Below are 15,142 nucleotides of genomic sequence, written 5' to 3'. Positions count from 1 at the left end.
GCAAGTTGCAAGGGATGATCACCCAGGTCGTCACCTCGGTGCAGAGCGTCAGCGATTCCTCGGAGCACACTGCCGACATCGCCATCCGCACCAACCAGGGCGTGCACAAGCAAATGGTGGAGATCGATCAGGTCGCCACCGCCGTGCACGAGATGACCGCCACCGCCCAGGACGTGGCCCGCAACGCGACCCAGGCCGCCCAAGCCGCTGGTCACGCAGACCAGGCTGCCAGCCAGGGCATGCAGATCGTGCGGGACACTTCCACCTCCATCGGCGCCCTGGCCGTGGAAATCGGCAAGGCCGTGGGCGTGGTGCAGGCTCTGGCCAAGGACAGCGAGAACATCAACGCGATTCTCACCGCCATCCGCGGGATCGCCGAACAGACCAACCTGCTGGCTCTCAACGCGGCCATCGAAGCGGCTCGCGCCGGTGAACAAGGGCGTGGATTTGCGGTGGTGGCCGATGAGGTGCGCAACCTGGCGCAGAAAACGCAGCAGGCCACTGAAGAAATCCAGACGATGATCCAACAGTTGCAACAAGGCACCCGGGATGTGGTGCGGGTGATGGAAGACAGCCAGCACCGCACCGATGAAAGCGTGCAACACGCAGCGAAAGCGGCCCAGGCCCTGGAGATCATCACCCAGGCGGTATCGGTGATCAACGACATGAACACCCAGATCGCCAGCGCCGCCGAGGAACAAAGCGCGGTGGCCGATGACATCAACCGTAACGTGATCAACATCGGGCAAGTGGCAAATGAAGTGGCCGGTGGCGCGGACGAATCCAGCGCGGCCAGTGCGGATCTGACCAAACTGGCGGAGCAGCAGCGGCGGTTGATCAATCAGTTCAAGGTTTGATCCTCGGGCCCCATCGCGAGCAGGCTCGCTCCCACAAAGGGTTGGTGGCGAACACTATCTCTAATGTGGGAGCGAGCCTGCTCGCGATGGGGCCAGCACAGGCGCCTCAACACTCAAGCCGGAGTCAGGCACTCCGGCCCGTTGAGCTTCGGATCATTGACCATGTTGGCCAGTACCCGCTCGCGCAGTGCCGCCGGCTCACTGGCCAGCAAGCCTTGCAATACATGCAAGGGCGTCTCGGGATCGAGCCACAGGCGCTGGCCCTCTTCATCCAGGATCAACGGCCGACGCTGCCCTGCCGCCGGCTGGGTGATGACTGCGGTGCTCAGCCACACCTGTTCCTGCACGGGATAGGCTTCCCAGATCGCGGCGAAAAACAACGAAGAGCCCTCACCCGGCGTCAACCAGTAAGGGCGTTTGCGCGTGCCACCGCGCCATTCATAGAAGCCGTTGGCCGGCAGCAGGCAGCGGCGCAGGCGCAGGGCCTCACGAAACATCGGCTGCTCGGCCACGGTTTCGGCCCGGGCGTGGGCCGGGGTACGGGACAGGTCGGTCAGCCAGGGCGGCGTGAGGCCCCAGCGGGCCCGGGCCAGTTCGCGCTGCCCCGCAGCGCCGGCGCGCAGCATCAGCACCGAATCGTTGGGCGAAATATTCCACTGGGCCTTCTGGTCGGCAGGGAAGCCGGGCAAGGCCGCAAAGGCGGGGTTCCAGCGAAACAGGGCATAACGTCCACACATGGGGCAACACGACTCTTGATCAAACGGTCGCCAGCCTAACAGACCAATGTGCCGGGGTAACTGTCCGGCTCATCGCCGGGCAATGGCAGCGCGGCATTGTAGGCGGCGATCAGCTCCCGGGCGTATTGCGCCTGGTCGTCCTCCACCGCCAGTCCCAGCAGGCCATACATCGGCAACTCGCCGGCGCCGCCCACCAGGTCACGGCCCACCAGGTGGGCGGTGATGCCTTCGCTGGCGAGCATGCCCTGGAGCAGTTCCCCTTCCATCAGGTTTTCCAGCTCGTAGATTCGCTGCATGGACGTCCCCCATCATTCGTTTTCACTGAAGACTTCCAGATGCCACTCTTCATCATGGACCTGCAGGACAAATGTTATCGGTCGGCAACAGACCTGACAGTCCTCGATATAGGTCTGATCACCGCCGGACAGGTCCACCAGCGTTTCCACTTCCTCACCACAATACGGACATTCATACGGAGCGGTTTCCAGCATCGCGGTCTCCCAGGTGACTTGTGCGTATAATCGCCGGTCTATTTGCAGGGCTATTTTTGTCTGGCGGATCTTCCAGGCCGTGCCCTGTCGGTTTTTCGATCGAACCTTTACTTACCCTAGCCGTTTCCTACAAGAGAGCATGATGGGCGAATTCGATGCCATCCGACCTTACGACGACAGCGAAGTCCCAGCGGTGCTGGCACGGCTGCTCGGCGACAAGGCGTTTCTAGATATCCTCACCCACTTCCGCTTCCCACGCCTGGCCGGGGCTTTCGGCTGGATGCTCAAGCCTCTTATAGCGCAAAGGTTGCGTCGTGAGTTCGCCGGCGTGACATCGGTCGCCACTTTGCAGGACAAAGTGGAGTTCTATGTCGACCACACGATCGAGCGTGCCACCGATGGCGTGACCTACACCGGGGTGGAGCAATTCAAATCCGGTAGCGCGTACCTGTTCATCGCCAACCACCGCGACATCGTGATGGACCCGGCCTTCGTCAACTACGCCGTGTACCACGCCGGCTTGCCGACGCCACGCATCGCCATCGGCGACAACCTGCTGCAGAAGCCCTTTGTCAGCGATCTGATGCGTCTGAACAAAAGCTTCATCGTGCACCGCTCCATCACCGGACGGCGGGAAAAAATGGCCGCGTACCAGTTGCTCTCGGCCTATATCAATCACTCGATCCGCAACGACTGCGCCTCGATCTGGATTGCCCAGGCCGAGGGTCGGGCCAAGGACGGTGACGACCGCACCGAATCGGCGATCCTCAAGATGTTCCACATGAGCCGCAAGGACGAACCCTTCGGCGAGGTCATCCAGTCGCTGAACCTCACGCCGGTGTCCATCAGCTACGAATACGACCCGTGCGACCAGGCCAAGGCCCGCGAGCTGTACATCCGCGCCACCACCGGCACCTACACCAAGGCACCGGGCGAAGACGACGTGAGCATCGCCAAGGGCATTACCGGCTACAAGGGTCGGGTCCACGTGAACTTCGCCGCGCCGATCACCGAGCTGTTCGAGGACACCAAGCAACTGGCCCAGGAAATGGACCGGCAGATTCTCGGCGGCTACCGCCTGTTCCCGGTGCATTACCTGGCTTACGCCCAATGGGCCGACGCCGACCCGCAGTTGCAGGTGCCGACAGCGGCCCAGGTATTCGGCGCCGATGAACTGGCCAAGGCCCAGGAAGAATGGCAGCGCCGGCTGGACGCTTGCCCGCCGGAGCACCGCCCATTCCTGGTGCTGCAATACGCGACACCGGTGCGTAATCAGTATCGGGTCAAGGCGGGATTGGCGCTTTAAGCGACGCCTGTCAAAAAGATCGCAGCCTTCGCCAGCGCCTACATGAATCGATTGTTCATCTTGTAGGCGCTGGCGAAGGCTGCGATCTTTTTTTATCCATCAGAACTGGGTGCTGACCCACGACACCAGCAGTGCCAGGCCCAGGCAGGCAAAGCCGAAACGGTAGAAAAACCGGTTCATGCGCTGGGTCGCCAGGTCCAGCAAGGCTTCGAATCGCTCGTCGCCGTCGCTCTTGCGCGCCTCAAGGCAGGCCCGCGCCCGTTGTTCACGGCGACGCGTGGCATGCAGCACCCAACCGCCCGGGCAGGCAAACAACAATGCGAGCAGGTTGATCAGTTTGGCGGGGTGAGCAGCGAACAACGAAAACAAATGCAGCGACATCACAAACCTCAAGCAATAAACGGACAGGACGCGCCCGGGACCTACGAACGGCGTGAATTCTACCGAAAGCGCCCTCGCCTACTGCACTTTTTCCGACCAATAACGATCCCCTTGCCCTGCATGCCATATTCCTTTGTGGCGAGGGAGCTTGCTCCCGCTGGGGTGCGAAGCGCCCCCAATGAAGCTGAGGCAATCAACCTCAGACACCGCAGCGACAAGTTTGGGGCTGCTGTGCAGCCCAGCGGGAGCAAGCTCCCTCGCCACAGAATCCGTCAGCAAGCCCTGGGTTAATTTTTCACGTCACGGTTTCGTCATCTGAATAGGCCACCCTGTCGCCCTTCAAACCTGCCCGGAACCCACCATGCTCCACGCCGAAAACCAGGATCGTCTCTATCTCATCAGCCCGAGCGACGAACAACAGAACCTCGTCGGCAGCCTGTCCTTCAACGTACAGGATCGGCATTGGCTGGTGTATTGCGCCCTTGGCGGCCATCAACACGCTGACCTTCCGGAGACCGATCTGCTGACTGGGATCAGCGTGCTGGAGCTGTATTCCCAGGCTGCATGAAGGTTTCTTGCTTGCAAAAAAACTGTGGGAGCGAGCCTGCTCGCGATAGCGGAGTGTCAGTCACCTCAATGTTGACTGATCCGCCATCGCGAGCAGGCTCGCTCCCACAGGGGTTACGGAACGTCCTACTTACTCAGCCAGCACCTGACCAATGGTCGGGTCCTTGAACAGGCGTGTCAGGGCATCGCTCAACACGTCGCTGACCAGCTTGGTGTTGGTGTCCTGGTTAGGCGCCATGCCGAAGCGCTGGTCCAGCGAGGCACCGTAACGACCGCTGTAACGACGATTGGCGTTCTGCACCTCGGAGCGGAAGGTCGCGCCGATGGTGGCTTCGGTCACATACATACCTTCCTTGGGCGACTGGTACTTCAACTCGGCCAGGGTGACGGTCAGTTGCGGTGCATTCATCGCGTTGGCGGTAGGGGTGAAGCCCAGCAAACGTACCGCCGCTTCGGCCTGGGCCTGCAGCTTGGGCAAAATCTGCGCGCCCTGCACCGTGATCACACTGGTTTCCGGGTACAGCCCGCCGCGGGTGCCGAGGGTCGGCGACGGACGACCGTCCACCACCCGTACCACCACCGGCTGGCCGCGGCCCACGGGCGCCAGCTGGGCGTTGAGCTTGGGCTCCGGGTTAAGTTGTTGCGGGCTGTGGGCGCAGCCGACGAGGGCCAGACTGGTCACAGCGATCAAACCGAACAACAGGCGTTGCAACATGCTCTTCTCTCCAGAATCGGGCACAAACAGGCCCGCAGTATAGCGGTGCGCCATGGCGGTGAACTAGCGCTGCACGATGAATACTCAAATGTCTGACACCCCATGGGAAAACCGGTTCGTGTCATGCCATTGTCATGATCCTTACACCGGCATGTCATGGCCTCCTGTCAGCCTTGGCACAAGCTCCCCGACACGGTGTCCGACCATGCGTTTTCTCATTTCCCTGTTCACCCCGCGCCCACAGCACCGCTGCTTCGCCCTGCTGGACCGCAACGGCCGTTGCCAGGCATTCAAGCAATGCAGCCTGCAGCCCATGGGTGAAGGTTGGGTGGAAATCGAAGAGATTCGCTTGAACTGGCTGCACCAGCCATTGCCCGCCAGCGCCCGCGTGCAAACCCTTGGCGCTCGCCCACGCAACCGTCAACTGTTGGCCGTCTGACCGGATGGCTAATAAAAGTCATTAAACACGACCATTTCCCTGCGTTTCTTCGATACAATCTGCCCCCGATTATAAGGACGTCTCCTGATCGGGCCTCGCAACACCGCTAATGCGCTTGTATTGGCACCCCGCACCGCCCACAGAGAGCCGCCCACACAGATCGAGTGAAGCTGGCGCGCTTGCTGTTTTTCAAGCAAATCACCACTTTTCGCGAATCTGCAGAGCTGTCATTACGCTCGGTCACTGAGCTGTCTGCCCGTTTTGCCTGTCATGTATTACATGGGGGCAAACCAAACCGGGCGCGGTGCCAGGCTGGGACAGCCCTTTTTTGAGGTTCACGTCTTCAAAAGAGCGTGAAAAAACGGGTTTTCACAACTTCACGAGAGTGTGGCGAGCAAATGAATAGTTTTGCGTCTGAACAAGCACCATTAGCGTCTGAAACAGCCCAACGACACAGGACCGCCTATCGTTCAAGAACCGGCGCCTGAAGCCTGTCCGCTACGGATTTGGTTGCACGAACGGATGTCTCGGCCATAAGTCGAATTGCCTGCCCGGCGCTTAAATGAGTTCATGGGACTCTGAGGCCAGGCTGCATGCATCCGCAGTAGTTGCGAAAAATTGCGAAGATTCGGACATGGCGATCCTGGCCATGGATACCTGGGGCGCAACTGACCTGCCCCGCCACTCCTGGCCGCCATGCCGACAATTTGGTGCTGCAGATTTTGGAGACGCGTTAAATGGCGCATAACGAAGCAGTCGATGTAGTTCTGGTAGGGGCCGGCATCATGAGTGCCACCCTGGCCGTGCTGCTCAAGGAACTCGACCCCGCGATCTCGCTGGAAGTCGTCGAGTTGATGGATTCCGGTGCCGCGGAGAGTTCCAACCCGTGGAACAACGCCGGCACCGGCCACGCCGGGCTGTGTGAGCTGAACTACACGCCCCAGGCGGCCGATGGCAGTGTCGACATCAAGAAAGCCGTGCACATCAACACCCAGTTCGAGGTGTCGAAGCAGTTCTGGACGTACCTGACCAAAAAAGGCACGTTCGGCTCATCCAAATCCTTCATTGCCCCCGTCCCGCACCTGAGCTTCGTGCAGGGTGAAAAAGGCGTGTCGTTCCTGAAAAAGCGCTTTGAACTGATGCGCCAGCATCACGCCTTCGCTGACATGGAATACACCGAGGACAAGGCCGTGATGGCCGAGTGGATGCCGCTGATGATGCCGGGCCGGCCAGCTGACGAAGTCATCGCCGCCACCCGCGTCATGAACGGCACCGACGTCAACTTCGGCGCCCTGACCAACCAGTTGCTCAAGCACCTGACCAGCGCCCCGGACACCCAGGTCAAATATTGCAAGCGCGTCACCGGCCTCAAGCGCAACGGCGCGGGCTGGACCGTCAGCATCAAGGACGTCAATTCCGGCAGCAGCCGTGACGTCGATGCCAAGTTTGTCTTCCTGGGCGCCGGTGGGGCGGCATTGCCGCTGCTGCAAGCGTCGGGCATCGAAGAAAGCAAAGGCTTCGGTGGCTTCCCGGTCAGCGGCCAGTGGCTGCGTTGCGACAACCCGGAAGTGGTCAAACATCACCAGGCCAAAGTCTACAGCCAGGCCGCCGTGGGCTCGCCACCGATGTCCGTGCCGCATCTGGACACCCGCGTAGTCGATGGCAAGAAATCCCTGCTGTTCGGGCCATACGCCGGTTTCACCACCAAGTTCCTCAAGCATGGTTCGCTCATGGATCTGCCGCTGTCGGTACGTGCCGGCAACATCGGCCCGATGCTGGCCGTGGCCCGGGACAACATGGACCTGACCAAGTACCTGATCAGCGAAGTGATGCAGTCCATGGAGCAGCGCCTGGAATCCCTGCGTCGCTTCTATCCCGAGGCGAAAGCCGAGGACTGGCGCCTGGAAGTGGCCGGCCAACGGGTTCAGATCATCAAGAAGGACCCGAAGAAAGGCGGTGTCCTGCAGTTCGGCACCGAACTGGTAGCGGCCAAGGACGGCACCCTCGCCGCCTTGCTCGGCGCCTCGCCCGGTGCTTCGGTGACCGTCTCGATCATGCTGGACCTGATCGAGCGCTGCTTCCCGGACAAAGCCAAGGGAGAATGGGCGAGCAAACTCGCTGAGATCTTCCCGGCGCGGGAAAAGGTGCTGGAAACCGACGCAGCGCTGTATCGCAAGGTCAATGCGCAGAACAACGTCGCCCTGGAACTGGTTGAAGAAAGCAGCGAGACACCCAGCTTCGCTTGATTCTGCCGGATAAAAAAACGCCCCGTTCTTTCTGAGAACGGGGCGTTTTTTTATGGGAGAAGCTGTCGTGGCGAGGGGGCTTGCTCCCGCTGGCCTGCGAGGCAGGCCGCTTAGTAATCAGCCACGAGCCTTGTTGATCAACTCGATGTATTCCTCGGCATTGCGCTGGTCCTGGATCAGCGCCACGAAATCGTTGCCATGCTCATCCTTGCCATTGAGGTCGTAGCCGGCCTCGACGAAAAACGTCAGAAAGCGCTCGAAGTCGTCGACCCGCAGGCCACGGTAGGCCTTGATCAGTTTGTGCAGCGACGGCGAAGTGGCATCGACCGGATCGAAATTGAGGAACAGCTTGATCTGCTCATCGCCAATCTCGTCACCAATCACTTGTTTCTTGTCTTTACGCATTGCCGGGCTCCAGCTCGCACAGTTCACGGGGGCGGGCAGTTTACCCCCGGCAGGCCTCGGGGCTCAACGCGGGCGTACAGCACCGGTGTGCAGGTCGGCCCAGATATGGCCATTGGCGTAGCTGAGGAACTGCACGTACACCGTGTCGTTGCGCAGCAGATCGATCACCACTTGATACTGGGCCTGTGGATAAGACAGGGTCAGGGTCTTGCTCGCCTCGTCGAAGGCAGGCTTTTTCAGGCTTTTGCTTTCGCCATCGAAGTTCAGGATCACCTGGTTGAGGGTGGCGCCTTTGTTCAGGGGTTTACCTTTGAGGCGCACCAGCAACGGCGATGTAACCGGTATCGGTTGCTGGTTGGACTGACGCTGATTGCCCAGCACCACCGAATACTCGGTGACCTGGAGCAATTGCTGGTGTTCGGGTTGTTCCTGACGTACCGCCAGATCGTCGGGGGGCAGAAATTGACTGTGCATCGGCGCGCCAACGGCCGCCCACGACAGGCTGGACATCAGCAGCAGAGCGGCGCAGCGGCGGGTCAGTACACTCATGACAGGCTCCAGGGTCTTGGCCCGGCACTCTAGCATGAGCCCAGGCGGTAAAAATAACGATCCAGGTCAATACATCCGCGCCACGAGCACGGCATACTCAAAGAGCCATCAGCCCCGGCCTGCCGGTGTATGCCTTTGTGGCGAGGGAGCTTGCTCCCGCTGGGTTGCGCAGCGGCCCCAAGATATTTTGCGAGCGCTACGCACTCGAGCGGGAGCAAGCTCCCTCGCCACGAATTTTGTGTTTGGCAAAGCTCAGGATGTATCCCTTTCTTTCATGCGTGGAGTGCCCATGTCCTTCTCCGCCCCACCGATATTCGCCGCTTGGCGCCAAACCTGGCGCGCCGGTTACACCCTTGAGCGCCTGCGTGGCGATCTGGTGGCCGGGCTGACCGTCGGCATCATTGCCATCCCCTTGGCCATGGCCCTGGCAATCGCCGTGGGCGTGCCGCCGCAGCATGGCTTGTACACGGTGCTGGTAGCCGCCCCCCTGATCGCCCTCACCGGCGGCTCGCGCTTCAACGTGAGCGGGCCGACAGCGGCGTTCGTGGTGATCCTGCTGCCCATTACCCAGCAATACGGCCTGGGCGGCCTGCTGCTGTGCACGATGCTGGCGGGCATGATCCTGATAGCGCTGGGCCTGATGCGGGCCGGGCGGCTGATCCAGTACATTCCTTATCCGGTCGTTCTCGGTTTTACCGCCGGGATCGGCGTGGTCATTGCCACCCTGCAACTCAAAGACCTGTTGGGCCTGACCACTGTCGGCAACGCCGAGCATTACATCGAGCAATTGGGCGCCTTGATCACGGCGCTGCCCAGCGCCCGGCTCGGCGACGGCCTTATCGGCCTCATCTGCCTGGCGGTATTGATTGTCTGGCCGCGCTGGGTGCCGCGTGTTCCGGGACATCTGGTCGCCCTGTTGGTGGGTGCGCTGTTGGGGCTGGCGCTGGAAAGCGGCGGCTGGCAAATCGCGACATTGGGCGAACGTTTCAGCTACGTGGTCGACGGCATCAGTTACCCCGGCATCCCGCCATTTTTGCCAAGTTTCGACTGGCCTTGGAATCTCCCGGACAGTCAGGGCCGCTCCTTGGGACTGTCCTACGATCTGATCCGCCAATTGCTCGGGCCTGCCTTTGCCATCGCCATGCTCGGTGCCATTGAGTCGCTGTTGTGCGCGGTGGTGGCCGACGGCATGACCGGCAGTAAACACGACCCCAACGCCGAACTGATCGGCCAGGGCCTGGGCAATCTGGTGGCGCCACTGTTCGGCGGCATCACTGCCACGGCGGCGATTGCCCGCAGCGCCACCAATGTGCGCAGCGGCGCGTTTTCGCCATTGGCCGCGATCATTCACAGCCTCGTGGTATTGGGGGCGATTGTGCTGCTGGCGCCGTTGTTCAGCTATCTGCCCATGGCAGCGCTGGCGGCATTGCTGGTGATGGTGGCCTGGAACATGAGCGAAGCCGGACACGTGCTGCACACCTTGCGTATCGCCCCACGCAGTGACGTGCTGGTGCTACTGACCTGCCTGAGCCTGACCGTACTGTTCGACATGGTCCTGGCCGTCGCCGTCGGCCTGCTGCTGGCCGCCGGGCTGTTCATCAAACGCATGAGTGAGCTGACGGACACCGCCGAACTGCCGCGCCATTTCCATCAGGCCCTGCTGGAGATGCCCGAGCACGTCCGCTGCTACGCCATTCGCGGACCGCTGTTTTTCGGCGCGGCAGAAAAGGCCCTGGATGTGCTGCGCAAATTTGATCCGGGGATTCGGGTGATGGTGGTGGAAATGAGCGCCGTGCCGATGTTGGACATGACTGCGCTGGCGGCTTTTGAAAGTATCCTCAAGGACTACCGCAAGCAGGGCATCGGCCTGATTCTGGTGGCAACCGCGCCACGGGTACGCCTGAAGTTGCGCCGCGCCGGCATCCATCGCGAGCAGCGCCAACTGGCGTATGTGCAGACCCTGGAGCAGGCACGGGCCAAAAGCGAAAAATGGCTCGCCGGTAGCGCTGCACACTCGAGCCCGGCCTGATTGATCTGTTGCCACGCAGCTGTTTGTGGCGAGGGAGCTTGCTCCCGCTTGGGTGCGTAGCATCCACCTGCAATTGGGGCTGCTGCGCAGCCCAGCGGGAGCAAGCTCCCTCGCCACAGAAGCACCGCTCAGTCGAACTGAGCGCGCATCCAGGCCTGGTACTGCGCCACCCCCGCCTCGCCTTCGCGGGGCGCCCAGGGGGCCAGTTCGCCATCGCCCACCGGGCGGTAAGGCCCGGCCTTGCACTCGAACATCAGGCTGTCGGCTTCCAGCACCACTAAACCGTGGTACACGCCCGCCGGCAGGTCGACACCGAGGCAATCGCCACCGGCCTGCAGGATACGCTTGTCCACCACCGTCCCGGTTTCATCAAAGATCAACACACCGAGCCGGCCCTTGAGCACCAGCAAGGTTTCAGCCTTGTCGGCGCTCAGGTGGCGATGCGGCGGGATGTAAGTGGACGGCTGCAAGCCAACCGCCATGCGATGGCAAGGCTCGTCCATCTGATGAAAATTGTGGTGTTGGCGCCCGCGAGGACTGGCCGTGGCTTTCTCGGCCAGTTCGTTGAACAGCGCTTGATCCAGAAAGCCCGGCCGGTTCATCGATTACATTCCTTTGACGGCGAAAATACCGTTGGCATTGCGCCAGTAACCTTTGTAGTCCATGCCGTAGCCGAAGATGTAGCGGTCAATGCACGGCAGGCCGACGAAATCGGCTTTCAGGTCCGGACGGGCCTTGCGGTCGTGGTCCTTGTCGATCAGCACGGCAGTGTGCACAGCGCGGGCACCGGCGTGTTTGCAGAAGTCGATGATGGCGCCCAGGGTGTGACCTTCGTCGAGGATGTCGTCGATGATCAGCACGTCACGGTCGATGAACGAAACTTCCGGCTTGGCTTTCCAGAACAGGTCGCCACCGCTGGTTTCGTTGCGGTAACGGGTGGCGTGCAGATAGGACGCTTCCAGCGGGAAGTTCAGGTAGGTCAGCAGTTTGCCGGAGAAAATCAGCCCACCGTTCATGACGCAGAACACCACCGGGTTGGAATCGGCCAACTGGTCGTTGATTTGCGCGCCGACACGGGCGATGGCCGCTTCGACTTCGGCTTCGGTGTACAGGCAGTCAGCCTCTCGCATGATTTGACGGATATGCTCGAGATCAGCGGACATGGCGCTCTCCAGGGGAGGTTGGGGGAGGGACGGGTTCGGAAAAGCGGGCAAAGGTACGCATCCCGCCCGGCCAGATCAAGCGTTTGTGGACTAACGTTCTGTATTGTCTATAGGACAACACCCTCGGATAGATTAATCTAGGCCGGTTTTTTTGCCCGCCGCCGGAGCTTTCCCCATGCCCATCCTCGAGATCCGCCACCCGCTGATCAGACATAAACTCGGCCTGATGCGCCGCGCCGACATTAGCACGAAGAACTTCCGCGAACTTGCCCAGGAAGTCGGTGCACTGCTCACCTACGAAGCCACCAAGGACCTGCCGCTGGAGTCCTATGAAATCGACGGTTGGGCCGGCACGGTCCAGGTGGAAAAAATCGCCGGCAAGAAAATCACCGTGGTGCCGATCCTGCGTGCCGGCATCGGCATGCTCGAAGGCGTGCTGAGCCTGATCCCGGGCGCCAAAGTCAGCGCCGTGGGCGTGGCCCGCAACGAGCAGACCCTGCAGGCGCACACCTACCTGGAAAAACTGGTGCCGGAAATCGACGAGCGCCTGGCAATGATCATCGATCCGATGCTCGCCACCGGCAGCTCCATGGTCGCCACCATCGACCTGCTGAAAAAAGCCGGTTGCCGTGACATCCGCGCCATGGTGCTGGTGGCGGCCCCCGAAGGCATCAAGGCCGTGGAAGACGCTCACCCCGACGTCACCATCTACACCGCTTCCATCGACCAGAAACTCAACGAACATGGCTACATCATCCCGGGCCTGGGCGATGCCGGCGACAAGATCTTCGGTACCAAGCAGAAGGACGCTTGAGCATGCAGGATGAGTTCAACGATCCGCTCTGGCGCCAGGTATTGTCTGGCGCGCAGATGCTGTTCGTCGCCTTCGGCGCGCTGGTACTGATGCCGCTGATCACCGGGCTGGACCCCAACGTAGCGCTGTTCACCGCAGGCCTGGGAACAATCCTGTTCCAGATCGTCACCGGGCGCCAGGTGCCGGTGTTTCTGGCATCGAGCTTTGCCTTCATCACCCCGATCATTCTCGCCAAGGGCCAGTTCGGCCTGGCCGCGACCATGGGCGGGGTGATGGCGGCCGGTTTCGTCTACACCTTCCTGGGCCTGGCGGTGAAGGTCAAGGGCACCGGTTTTATCGACCGCTTGCTGCCGCCGGTGGTGATTGGGCCGGTGATCATTTCCATCGGCCTGGCCATGGCACCGATTGCCGCCAACATGGCCATGGGCAAGGCCGGCGACGGCACCGAGCTGATTGCCTACCAGACGGCGATGCTGATCTCGATGCCGGCGCTGCTCACCACCCTGATCGTCGCGGTGTTCGGCAAAGGTATTTTCCGCCTGGTGCCGATCATTTCCGGCGTGCTGGTGGGCTTTGCCATGGCGTTTTATTTTGGTGTAGTGGACACCGCCAAAATCGCCGCCGCGCCATGGTTCGCCCTGCCGAACTTCACCGCGCCGGAGTTCAACTGGCAAGCGATCCTGTTCATCGTACCGGTGGCTTTGGCGCCAGCCATCGAGCACATCGGTGGGGTCATCGCCGTGGGCAGCGTGACCGGTCGCGACTACCTGAAAAAACCCGGCCTGCACCGCACCCTGCTCGGCGATGGCATCGCCACCACGGCAGCCGGCCTGTTCGGCGGCCCGCCCAACACCACCTACGCCGAAGTCACTGGCGCGGTGATGCTGACCAAAAACTACAATCCGAAAATCATGACCTGGGCGGCGATCTTCGCCATCAGCCTGGCGTTCATCGGCAAGTTCGGCGCGCTGCTGCAAAGCATCCCAGTGCCGGTAATGGGCGGGATCCTGTGCCTGTTGTTCGGTTCGATCGCGGCGGTGGGCATGAACACGCTGATCCGCCACAAGATCGACCTGAGCGAAGCGCGCAACCTGGTGATCGTTTCGGTGACGCTGGTGTTTGGTATCGGCGGTGTGCTGGTAGGCACCGGCACCGGCCCGGACGACTTCGGCCTCAAAGGCATCGCGCTGTGCGCGGTGGTGGCGATCGCCCTGAACCTGATCCTGCCGGGCAATGACGGCTGGAAGCAGAAGAAGGCGGATGAGCCGCTGATCTGACTCAAGCTTGAAGTTTTGTGCTGCCAGTCAAATAGCTATCGCGAGCAGGCTCGCTCCCACATCAGCGGATCTTTGAACACTCGAGATCCATTGTGGGAGCGAGCCTGCTCACGATTGGGCCCTTGAATTTTACAAAGCGATCGGTGCCCGCTCGCACAGGGTGCTCAACGCCTGCGCCCATTGCACATCATCATTGAGACACGGCACCAGCACCAACTCCTCCCCGCCCGCCTCACGAAATTGCTCGCGCCCGCGATCACCGATTTCTTCCAGGGTTTCGATGCAGTCGGCCACGAACGCCGGGCACATCACCAGCACTTTCTTCACGCCACTTTTAGCCAGTTCATCCAGGCGCGCTTCGGTGTAGGGTTCGATCCACTTGGCGCGCCCCAGCCGCGACTGGAACGACACCGACCATTGGCCATCCTTGAGCCCCATGCGCTGGGCGAACAGGTCGGCGGTGCGAATGCATTGCGCGCGGTAACACGTAGCCATGACCTCAGGCGGCGCATTTTTGCAGCAGTCGGCGTCCTTGAAGCAATGAAAACCCGTGGGGTCGAGCTTGGTCAGGTGCCGCTCGGGCAAACCATGGAAGCTCAACAGCAGGTGGTCGTAATCCTGCATCAGATACGGCTTGGCGCTGGCAACCAGGGCGTCGAGGTATTCCGGCTGATCGTAGAACGGCTGGAGAATCGAGAACTGCACATTGAGCTTCTTTTCGCGCACTACCCGCTTGGCTTCTTCGATCACCGTGGTGACTGTGCTGTCGGCAAATTGCGGATACAACGGCGCCAGCGTGATCTTCTTGTGGCCCTGACTTGCCAGGCGCACCAGGGTCGACTCAATGGACGGCTCGCCATAACGCATCGCCAACTCAACCGGCCCCTGGGTCCATTGCGCAGTCATGGCTTGTTGCAAGCGACGGCTGAGCACCACCAGCGGCGAGCCCTCGTCCCACCAGATCGACGCATAGGCATGGGCCGATTGCTCGGGGCGCCTGATCAGGATCAGCGACACCAGCAAGCGCCGCACCGGCCACGGCAGGTCGATGACGTAGGGGTCCATCAGAAACTGATTGAGGTAGCGGCGCACATCGGCCACCGAAGTAGAAGCAGGCGAACCCAGATTCACCAGAAGCAACGCGTGATCGGTCATGCAACGTCCTA

General features: G+C 61.3%; 18 protein-coding genes. 8 read left to right on the top strand and 10 right to left on the bottom strand.

Translation table 11 applies throughout. From position 1 onward, the window contains the following. Positions 1-14: 14 nt before the first annotated feature. The gene (locus tag MKS85_RS29065) at positions 15-857 is read left to right on the top strand and encodes a methyl-accepting chemotaxis protein (RefSeq protein WP_409078027.1); all 843 of its coding nucleotides are present in this window, start codon (positions 15-17) and stop codon (positions 855-857) included. A 113-nt stretch (positions 858-970) separates the two neighbouring features. Here the strand turns inward: MKS85_RS29065 and MKS85_RS24240 are convergent, their stop codons facing one another. From MKS85_RS24240 to MKS85_RS24230, 3 genes are read right to left on the bottom strand one after another with little or no spacing between them, the layout of a single operon-like run. After that, entirely contained in the window at positions 971-1,594 is a 624-nt protein-coding gene (locus MKS85_RS24240; RefSeq protein ID WP_188252267.1) for an SOS response-associated peptidase, read from the bottom strand. Positions 1,595-1,629: 35 nt separating this feature from the next. Beyond that, on the bottom strand, positions 1,630-1,890 hold the full coding sequence (locus tag MKS85_RS24235) for a putative signal transducing protein (protein ID WP_014340166.1): 261 nt from the start codon (positions 1,888-1,890) through the stop codon (positions 1,630-1,632). Between the two features lie 12 nt (positions 1,891-1,902). Beyond that, on the bottom strand, positions 1,903-2,085 hold the full coding sequence (locus MKS85_RS24230) for a CPXCG motif-containing cysteine-rich protein (RefSeq protein WP_047229423.1): 183 nt from the start codon (positions 2,083-2,085) through the stop codon (positions 1,903-1,905). Positions 2,086-2,224: 139 nt separating this feature from the next. Between MKS85_RS24230 and MKS85_RS24225 the strand changes: the two genes are divergently transcribed. Then, positions 2,225-3,391, top strand: a complete 1,167-nt coding sequence (locus MKS85_RS24225) for a 1-acyl-sn-glycerol-3-phosphate acyltransferase (protein WP_139051136.1) — start codon at positions 2,225-2,227, stop codon at positions 3,389-3,391. Between the two features lie 99 nt (positions 3,392-3,490). Here MKS85_RS24225 and MKS85_RS24220 read toward each other — a convergent pair whose 3' ends face one another. Next, the gene (locus MKS85_RS24220; RefSeq protein ID WP_047229421.1) at positions 3,491-3,772 is read right to left on the bottom strand and encodes a hypothetical protein; all 282 of its coding nucleotides are present in this window, start codon (positions 3,770-3,772) and stop codon (positions 3,491-3,493) included. A 361-nt stretch (positions 3,773-4,133) separates the two neighbouring features. Between MKS85_RS24220 and MKS85_RS24215 the strand changes: the two genes are divergently transcribed. Further along, the gene (locus tag MKS85_RS24215) at positions 4,134-4,340 is read left to right on the top strand and encodes a hypothetical protein (RefSeq protein WP_047229420.1); all 207 of its coding nucleotides are present in this window, start codon (positions 4,134-4,136) and stop codon (positions 4,338-4,340) included. A gap of 129 nt (positions 4,341-4,469) precedes the next feature. On the opposite strand, the gene MKS85_RS24210 is transcribed toward MKS85_RS24215, so the two are convergent. Next, positions 4,470-5,054 carry a YajG family lipoprotein gene (locus MKS85_RS24210; RefSeq protein WP_047229419.1) on the bottom strand — a complete coding sequence of 195 codons (585 nt, stop codon included), beginning with the start codon at positions 5,052-5,054 and terminating at the stop codon, positions 4,470-4,472. A 205-nt stretch (positions 5,055-5,259) separates the two neighbouring features. Here MKS85_RS24210 and MKS85_RS24205 point away from each other — a divergent pair, with 205 nt between their 5' ends. Beyond that, a complete protein-coding gene (locus tag MKS85_RS24205) occupies positions 5,260-5,493 on the top strand; it encodes a hypothetical protein (RefSeq protein WP_092402475.1) in 234 nt (77 codons plus the stop codon). A 737-nt stretch (positions 5,494-6,230) separates the two neighbouring features. Continuing rightward, positions 6,231-7,739: a malate dehydrogenase (quinone) gene (gene mqo / locus MKS85_RS24200; RefSeq protein WP_047229417.1), complete on the top strand. Its 1,509-nt coding sequence runs from the start codon at positions 6,231-6,233 to the stop codon at positions 7,737-7,739. A gap of 117 nt (positions 7,740-7,856) precedes the next feature. Here the strand turns inward: mqo and MKS85_RS24195 are convergent, their stop codons facing one another. Both MKS85_RS24195 and MKS85_RS24190 read right to left on the bottom strand, forming a co-directional pair. After that, on the bottom strand, positions 7,857-8,144 hold the full coding sequence (locus tag MKS85_RS24195) for a PA4642 family protein (RefSeq protein WP_047229416.1): 288 nt from the start codon (positions 8,142-8,144) through the stop codon (positions 7,857-7,859). A 63-nt stretch (positions 8,145-8,207) separates the two neighbouring features. After that, complete coding sequence (locus MKS85_RS24190; RefSeq protein ID WP_092402479.1) at positions 8,208-8,693, bottom strand: hypothetical protein; 486 nt, start codon at positions 8,691-8,693, stop codon at positions 8,208-8,210. Between the two features lie 289 nt (positions 8,694-8,982). Here MKS85_RS24190 and dauA point away from each other — a divergent pair, with 289 nt between their 5' ends. Further along, complete coding sequence (gene dauA / locus MKS85_RS24185; protein WP_188252268.1) at positions 8,983-10,722, top strand: C4-dicarboxylic acid transporter DauA; 1,740 nt, start codon at positions 8,983-8,985, stop codon at positions 10,720-10,722. A 128-nt stretch (positions 10,723-10,850) separates the two neighbouring features. On the opposite strand, the gene MKS85_RS24180 is transcribed toward dauA, so the two are convergent. Further along, a complete protein-coding gene (locus MKS85_RS24180; RefSeq protein WP_076386290.1) occupies positions 10,851-11,324 on the bottom strand; it encodes a WbuC family cupin fold metalloprotein in 474 nt (157 codons plus the stop codon). 3 nt (positions 11,325-11,327) lie between these two features. Next, complete coding sequence (locus tag MKS85_RS24175) at positions 11,328-11,885, bottom strand: hypoxanthine-guanine phosphoribosyltransferase (RefSeq protein WP_047229412.1); 558 nt, start codon at positions 11,883-11,885, stop codon at positions 11,328-11,330. A 175-nt stretch (positions 11,886-12,060) separates the two neighbouring features. On the opposite strand from MKS85_RS24175, the gene upp reads away from it, so the two are divergent. Continuing rightward, positions 12,061-12,699, top strand: a complete 639-nt coding sequence (gene upp / locus MKS85_RS24170; RefSeq protein WP_030138594.1) for a uracil phosphoribosyltransferase — start codon at positions 12,061-12,063, stop codon at positions 12,697-12,699. Positions 12,700-12,701: 2 nt separating this feature from the next. Then, positions 12,702-13,976 (top strand): uracil-xanthine permease family protein, encoded by a 1,275-nt coding sequence (locus tag MKS85_RS24165; protein WP_076386292.1) that lies wholly within the window; start codon positions 12,702-12,704, stop codon positions 13,974-13,976. A gap of 129 nt (positions 13,977-14,105) precedes the next feature. Here MKS85_RS24165 and hemH read toward each other — a convergent pair whose 3' ends face one another. Beyond that, a complete protein-coding gene (gene hemH, locus MKS85_RS24160; protein ID WP_139051139.1) occupies positions 14,106-15,131 on the bottom strand; it encodes a ferrochelatase in 1,026 nt (341 codons plus the stop codon). Positions 15,132-15,142: the final 11 nt, after the last annotated feature.

It is taken from the genome of Pseudomonas sp. JL2, from assembly GCF_031570495.1.
Taxonomy (GTDB): Bacteria; Pseudomonadota; Gammaproteobacteria; order Pseudomonadales; family Pseudomonadaceae; genus Aquipseudomonas; species Aquipseudomonas rhizophila.
The sequence above is the reverse complement of the archived record's forward strand: the minus strand, read 5'-3'. Positions and strand labels throughout refer to the sequence as shown.

What these genes read in the sequence shown, in the direction of transcription:
- dauA (WP_188252268.1), top strand. Translation starts at nt 8,983, where the DNA reads ATGTCCTTCTCCGCCCCACCGATATTCGCCGCTTGGCGCCAAACCTGG.
- MKS85_RS24190 (WP_092402479.1), bottom strand. Translation starts at nt 8,693, where the DNA reads ATGAGTGTACTGACCCGCCGCTGCGCCGCTCTGCTGCTGATGTCCAGC.
- MKS85_RS24220 (WP_047229421.1), bottom strand. Translation starts at nt 3,772, where the DNA reads ATGTCGCTGCATTTGTTTTCGTTGTTCGCTGCTCACCCCGCCAAACTG.
- MKS85_RS24240 (WP_188252267.1), bottom strand. Translation starts at nt 1,594, where the DNA reads ATGTGTGGACGTTATGCCCTGTTTCGCTGGAACCCCGCCTTTGCGGCC.
- MKS85_RS24195 (WP_047229416.1), bottom strand. Translation starts at nt 8,144, where the DNA reads ATGCGTAAAGACAAGAAACAAGTGATTGGTGACGAGATTGGCGATGAG.
- MKS85_RS24215 (WP_047229420.1), top strand. Translation starts at nt 4,134, where the DNA reads ATGCTCCACGCCGAAAACCAGGATCGTCTCTATCTCATCAGCCCGAGC.
- MKS85_RS24180 (WP_076386290.1), bottom strand. Translation starts at nt 11,324, where the DNA reads ATGAACCGGCCGGGCTTTCTGGATCAAGCGCTGTTCAACGAACTGGCC.
- hemH (WP_139051139.1), bottom strand. Translation starts at nt 15,131, where the DNA reads ATGACCGATCACGCGTTGCTTCTGGTGAATCTGGGTTCGCCTGCTTCT.
- MKS85_RS24175 (WP_047229412.1), bottom strand. Translation starts at nt 11,885, where the DNA reads ATGTCCGCTGATCTCGAGCATATCCGTCAAATCATGCGAGAGGCTGAC.
- MKS85_RS29065 (WP_409078027.1), top strand. Translation starts at nt 15, where the DNA reads ATGATCACCCAGGTCGTCACCTCGGTGCAGAGCGTCAGCGATTCCTCG.
- MKS85_RS24205 (WP_092402475.1), top strand. Translation starts at nt 5,260, where the DNA reads ATGCGTTTTCTCATTTCCCTGTTCACCCCGCGCCCACAGCACCGCTGC.
- MKS85_RS24225 (WP_139051136.1), top strand. Translation starts at nt 2,225, where the DNA reads ATGATGGGCGAATTCGATGCCATCCGACCTTACGACGACAGCGAAGTC.
- MKS85_RS24230 (WP_047229423.1), bottom strand. Translation starts at nt 2,085, where the DNA reads ATGCTGGAAACCGCTCCGTATGAATGTCCGTATTGTGGTGAGGAAGTG.
- upp (WP_030138594.1), top strand. Translation starts at nt 12,061, where the DNA reads ATGCCCATCCTCGAGATCCGCCACCCGCTGATCAGACATAAACTCGGC.
- MKS85_RS24210 (WP_047229419.1), bottom strand. Translation starts at nt 5,054, where the DNA reads ATGTTGCAACGCCTGTTGTTCGGTTTGATCGCTGTGACCAGTCTGGCC.
- MKS85_RS24235 (WP_014340166.1), bottom strand. Translation starts at nt 1,890, where the DNA reads ATGCAGCGAATCTACGAGCTGGAAAACCTGATGGAAGGGGAACTGCTC.
- mqo (WP_047229417.1), top strand. Translation starts at nt 6,231, where the DNA reads ATGGCGCATAACGAAGCAGTCGATGTAGTTCTGGTAGGGGCCGGCATC.
- MKS85_RS24165 (WP_076386292.1), top strand. Translation starts at nt 12,702, where the DNA reads ATGCAGGATGAGTTCAACGATCCGCTCTGGCGCCAGGTATTGTCTGGC.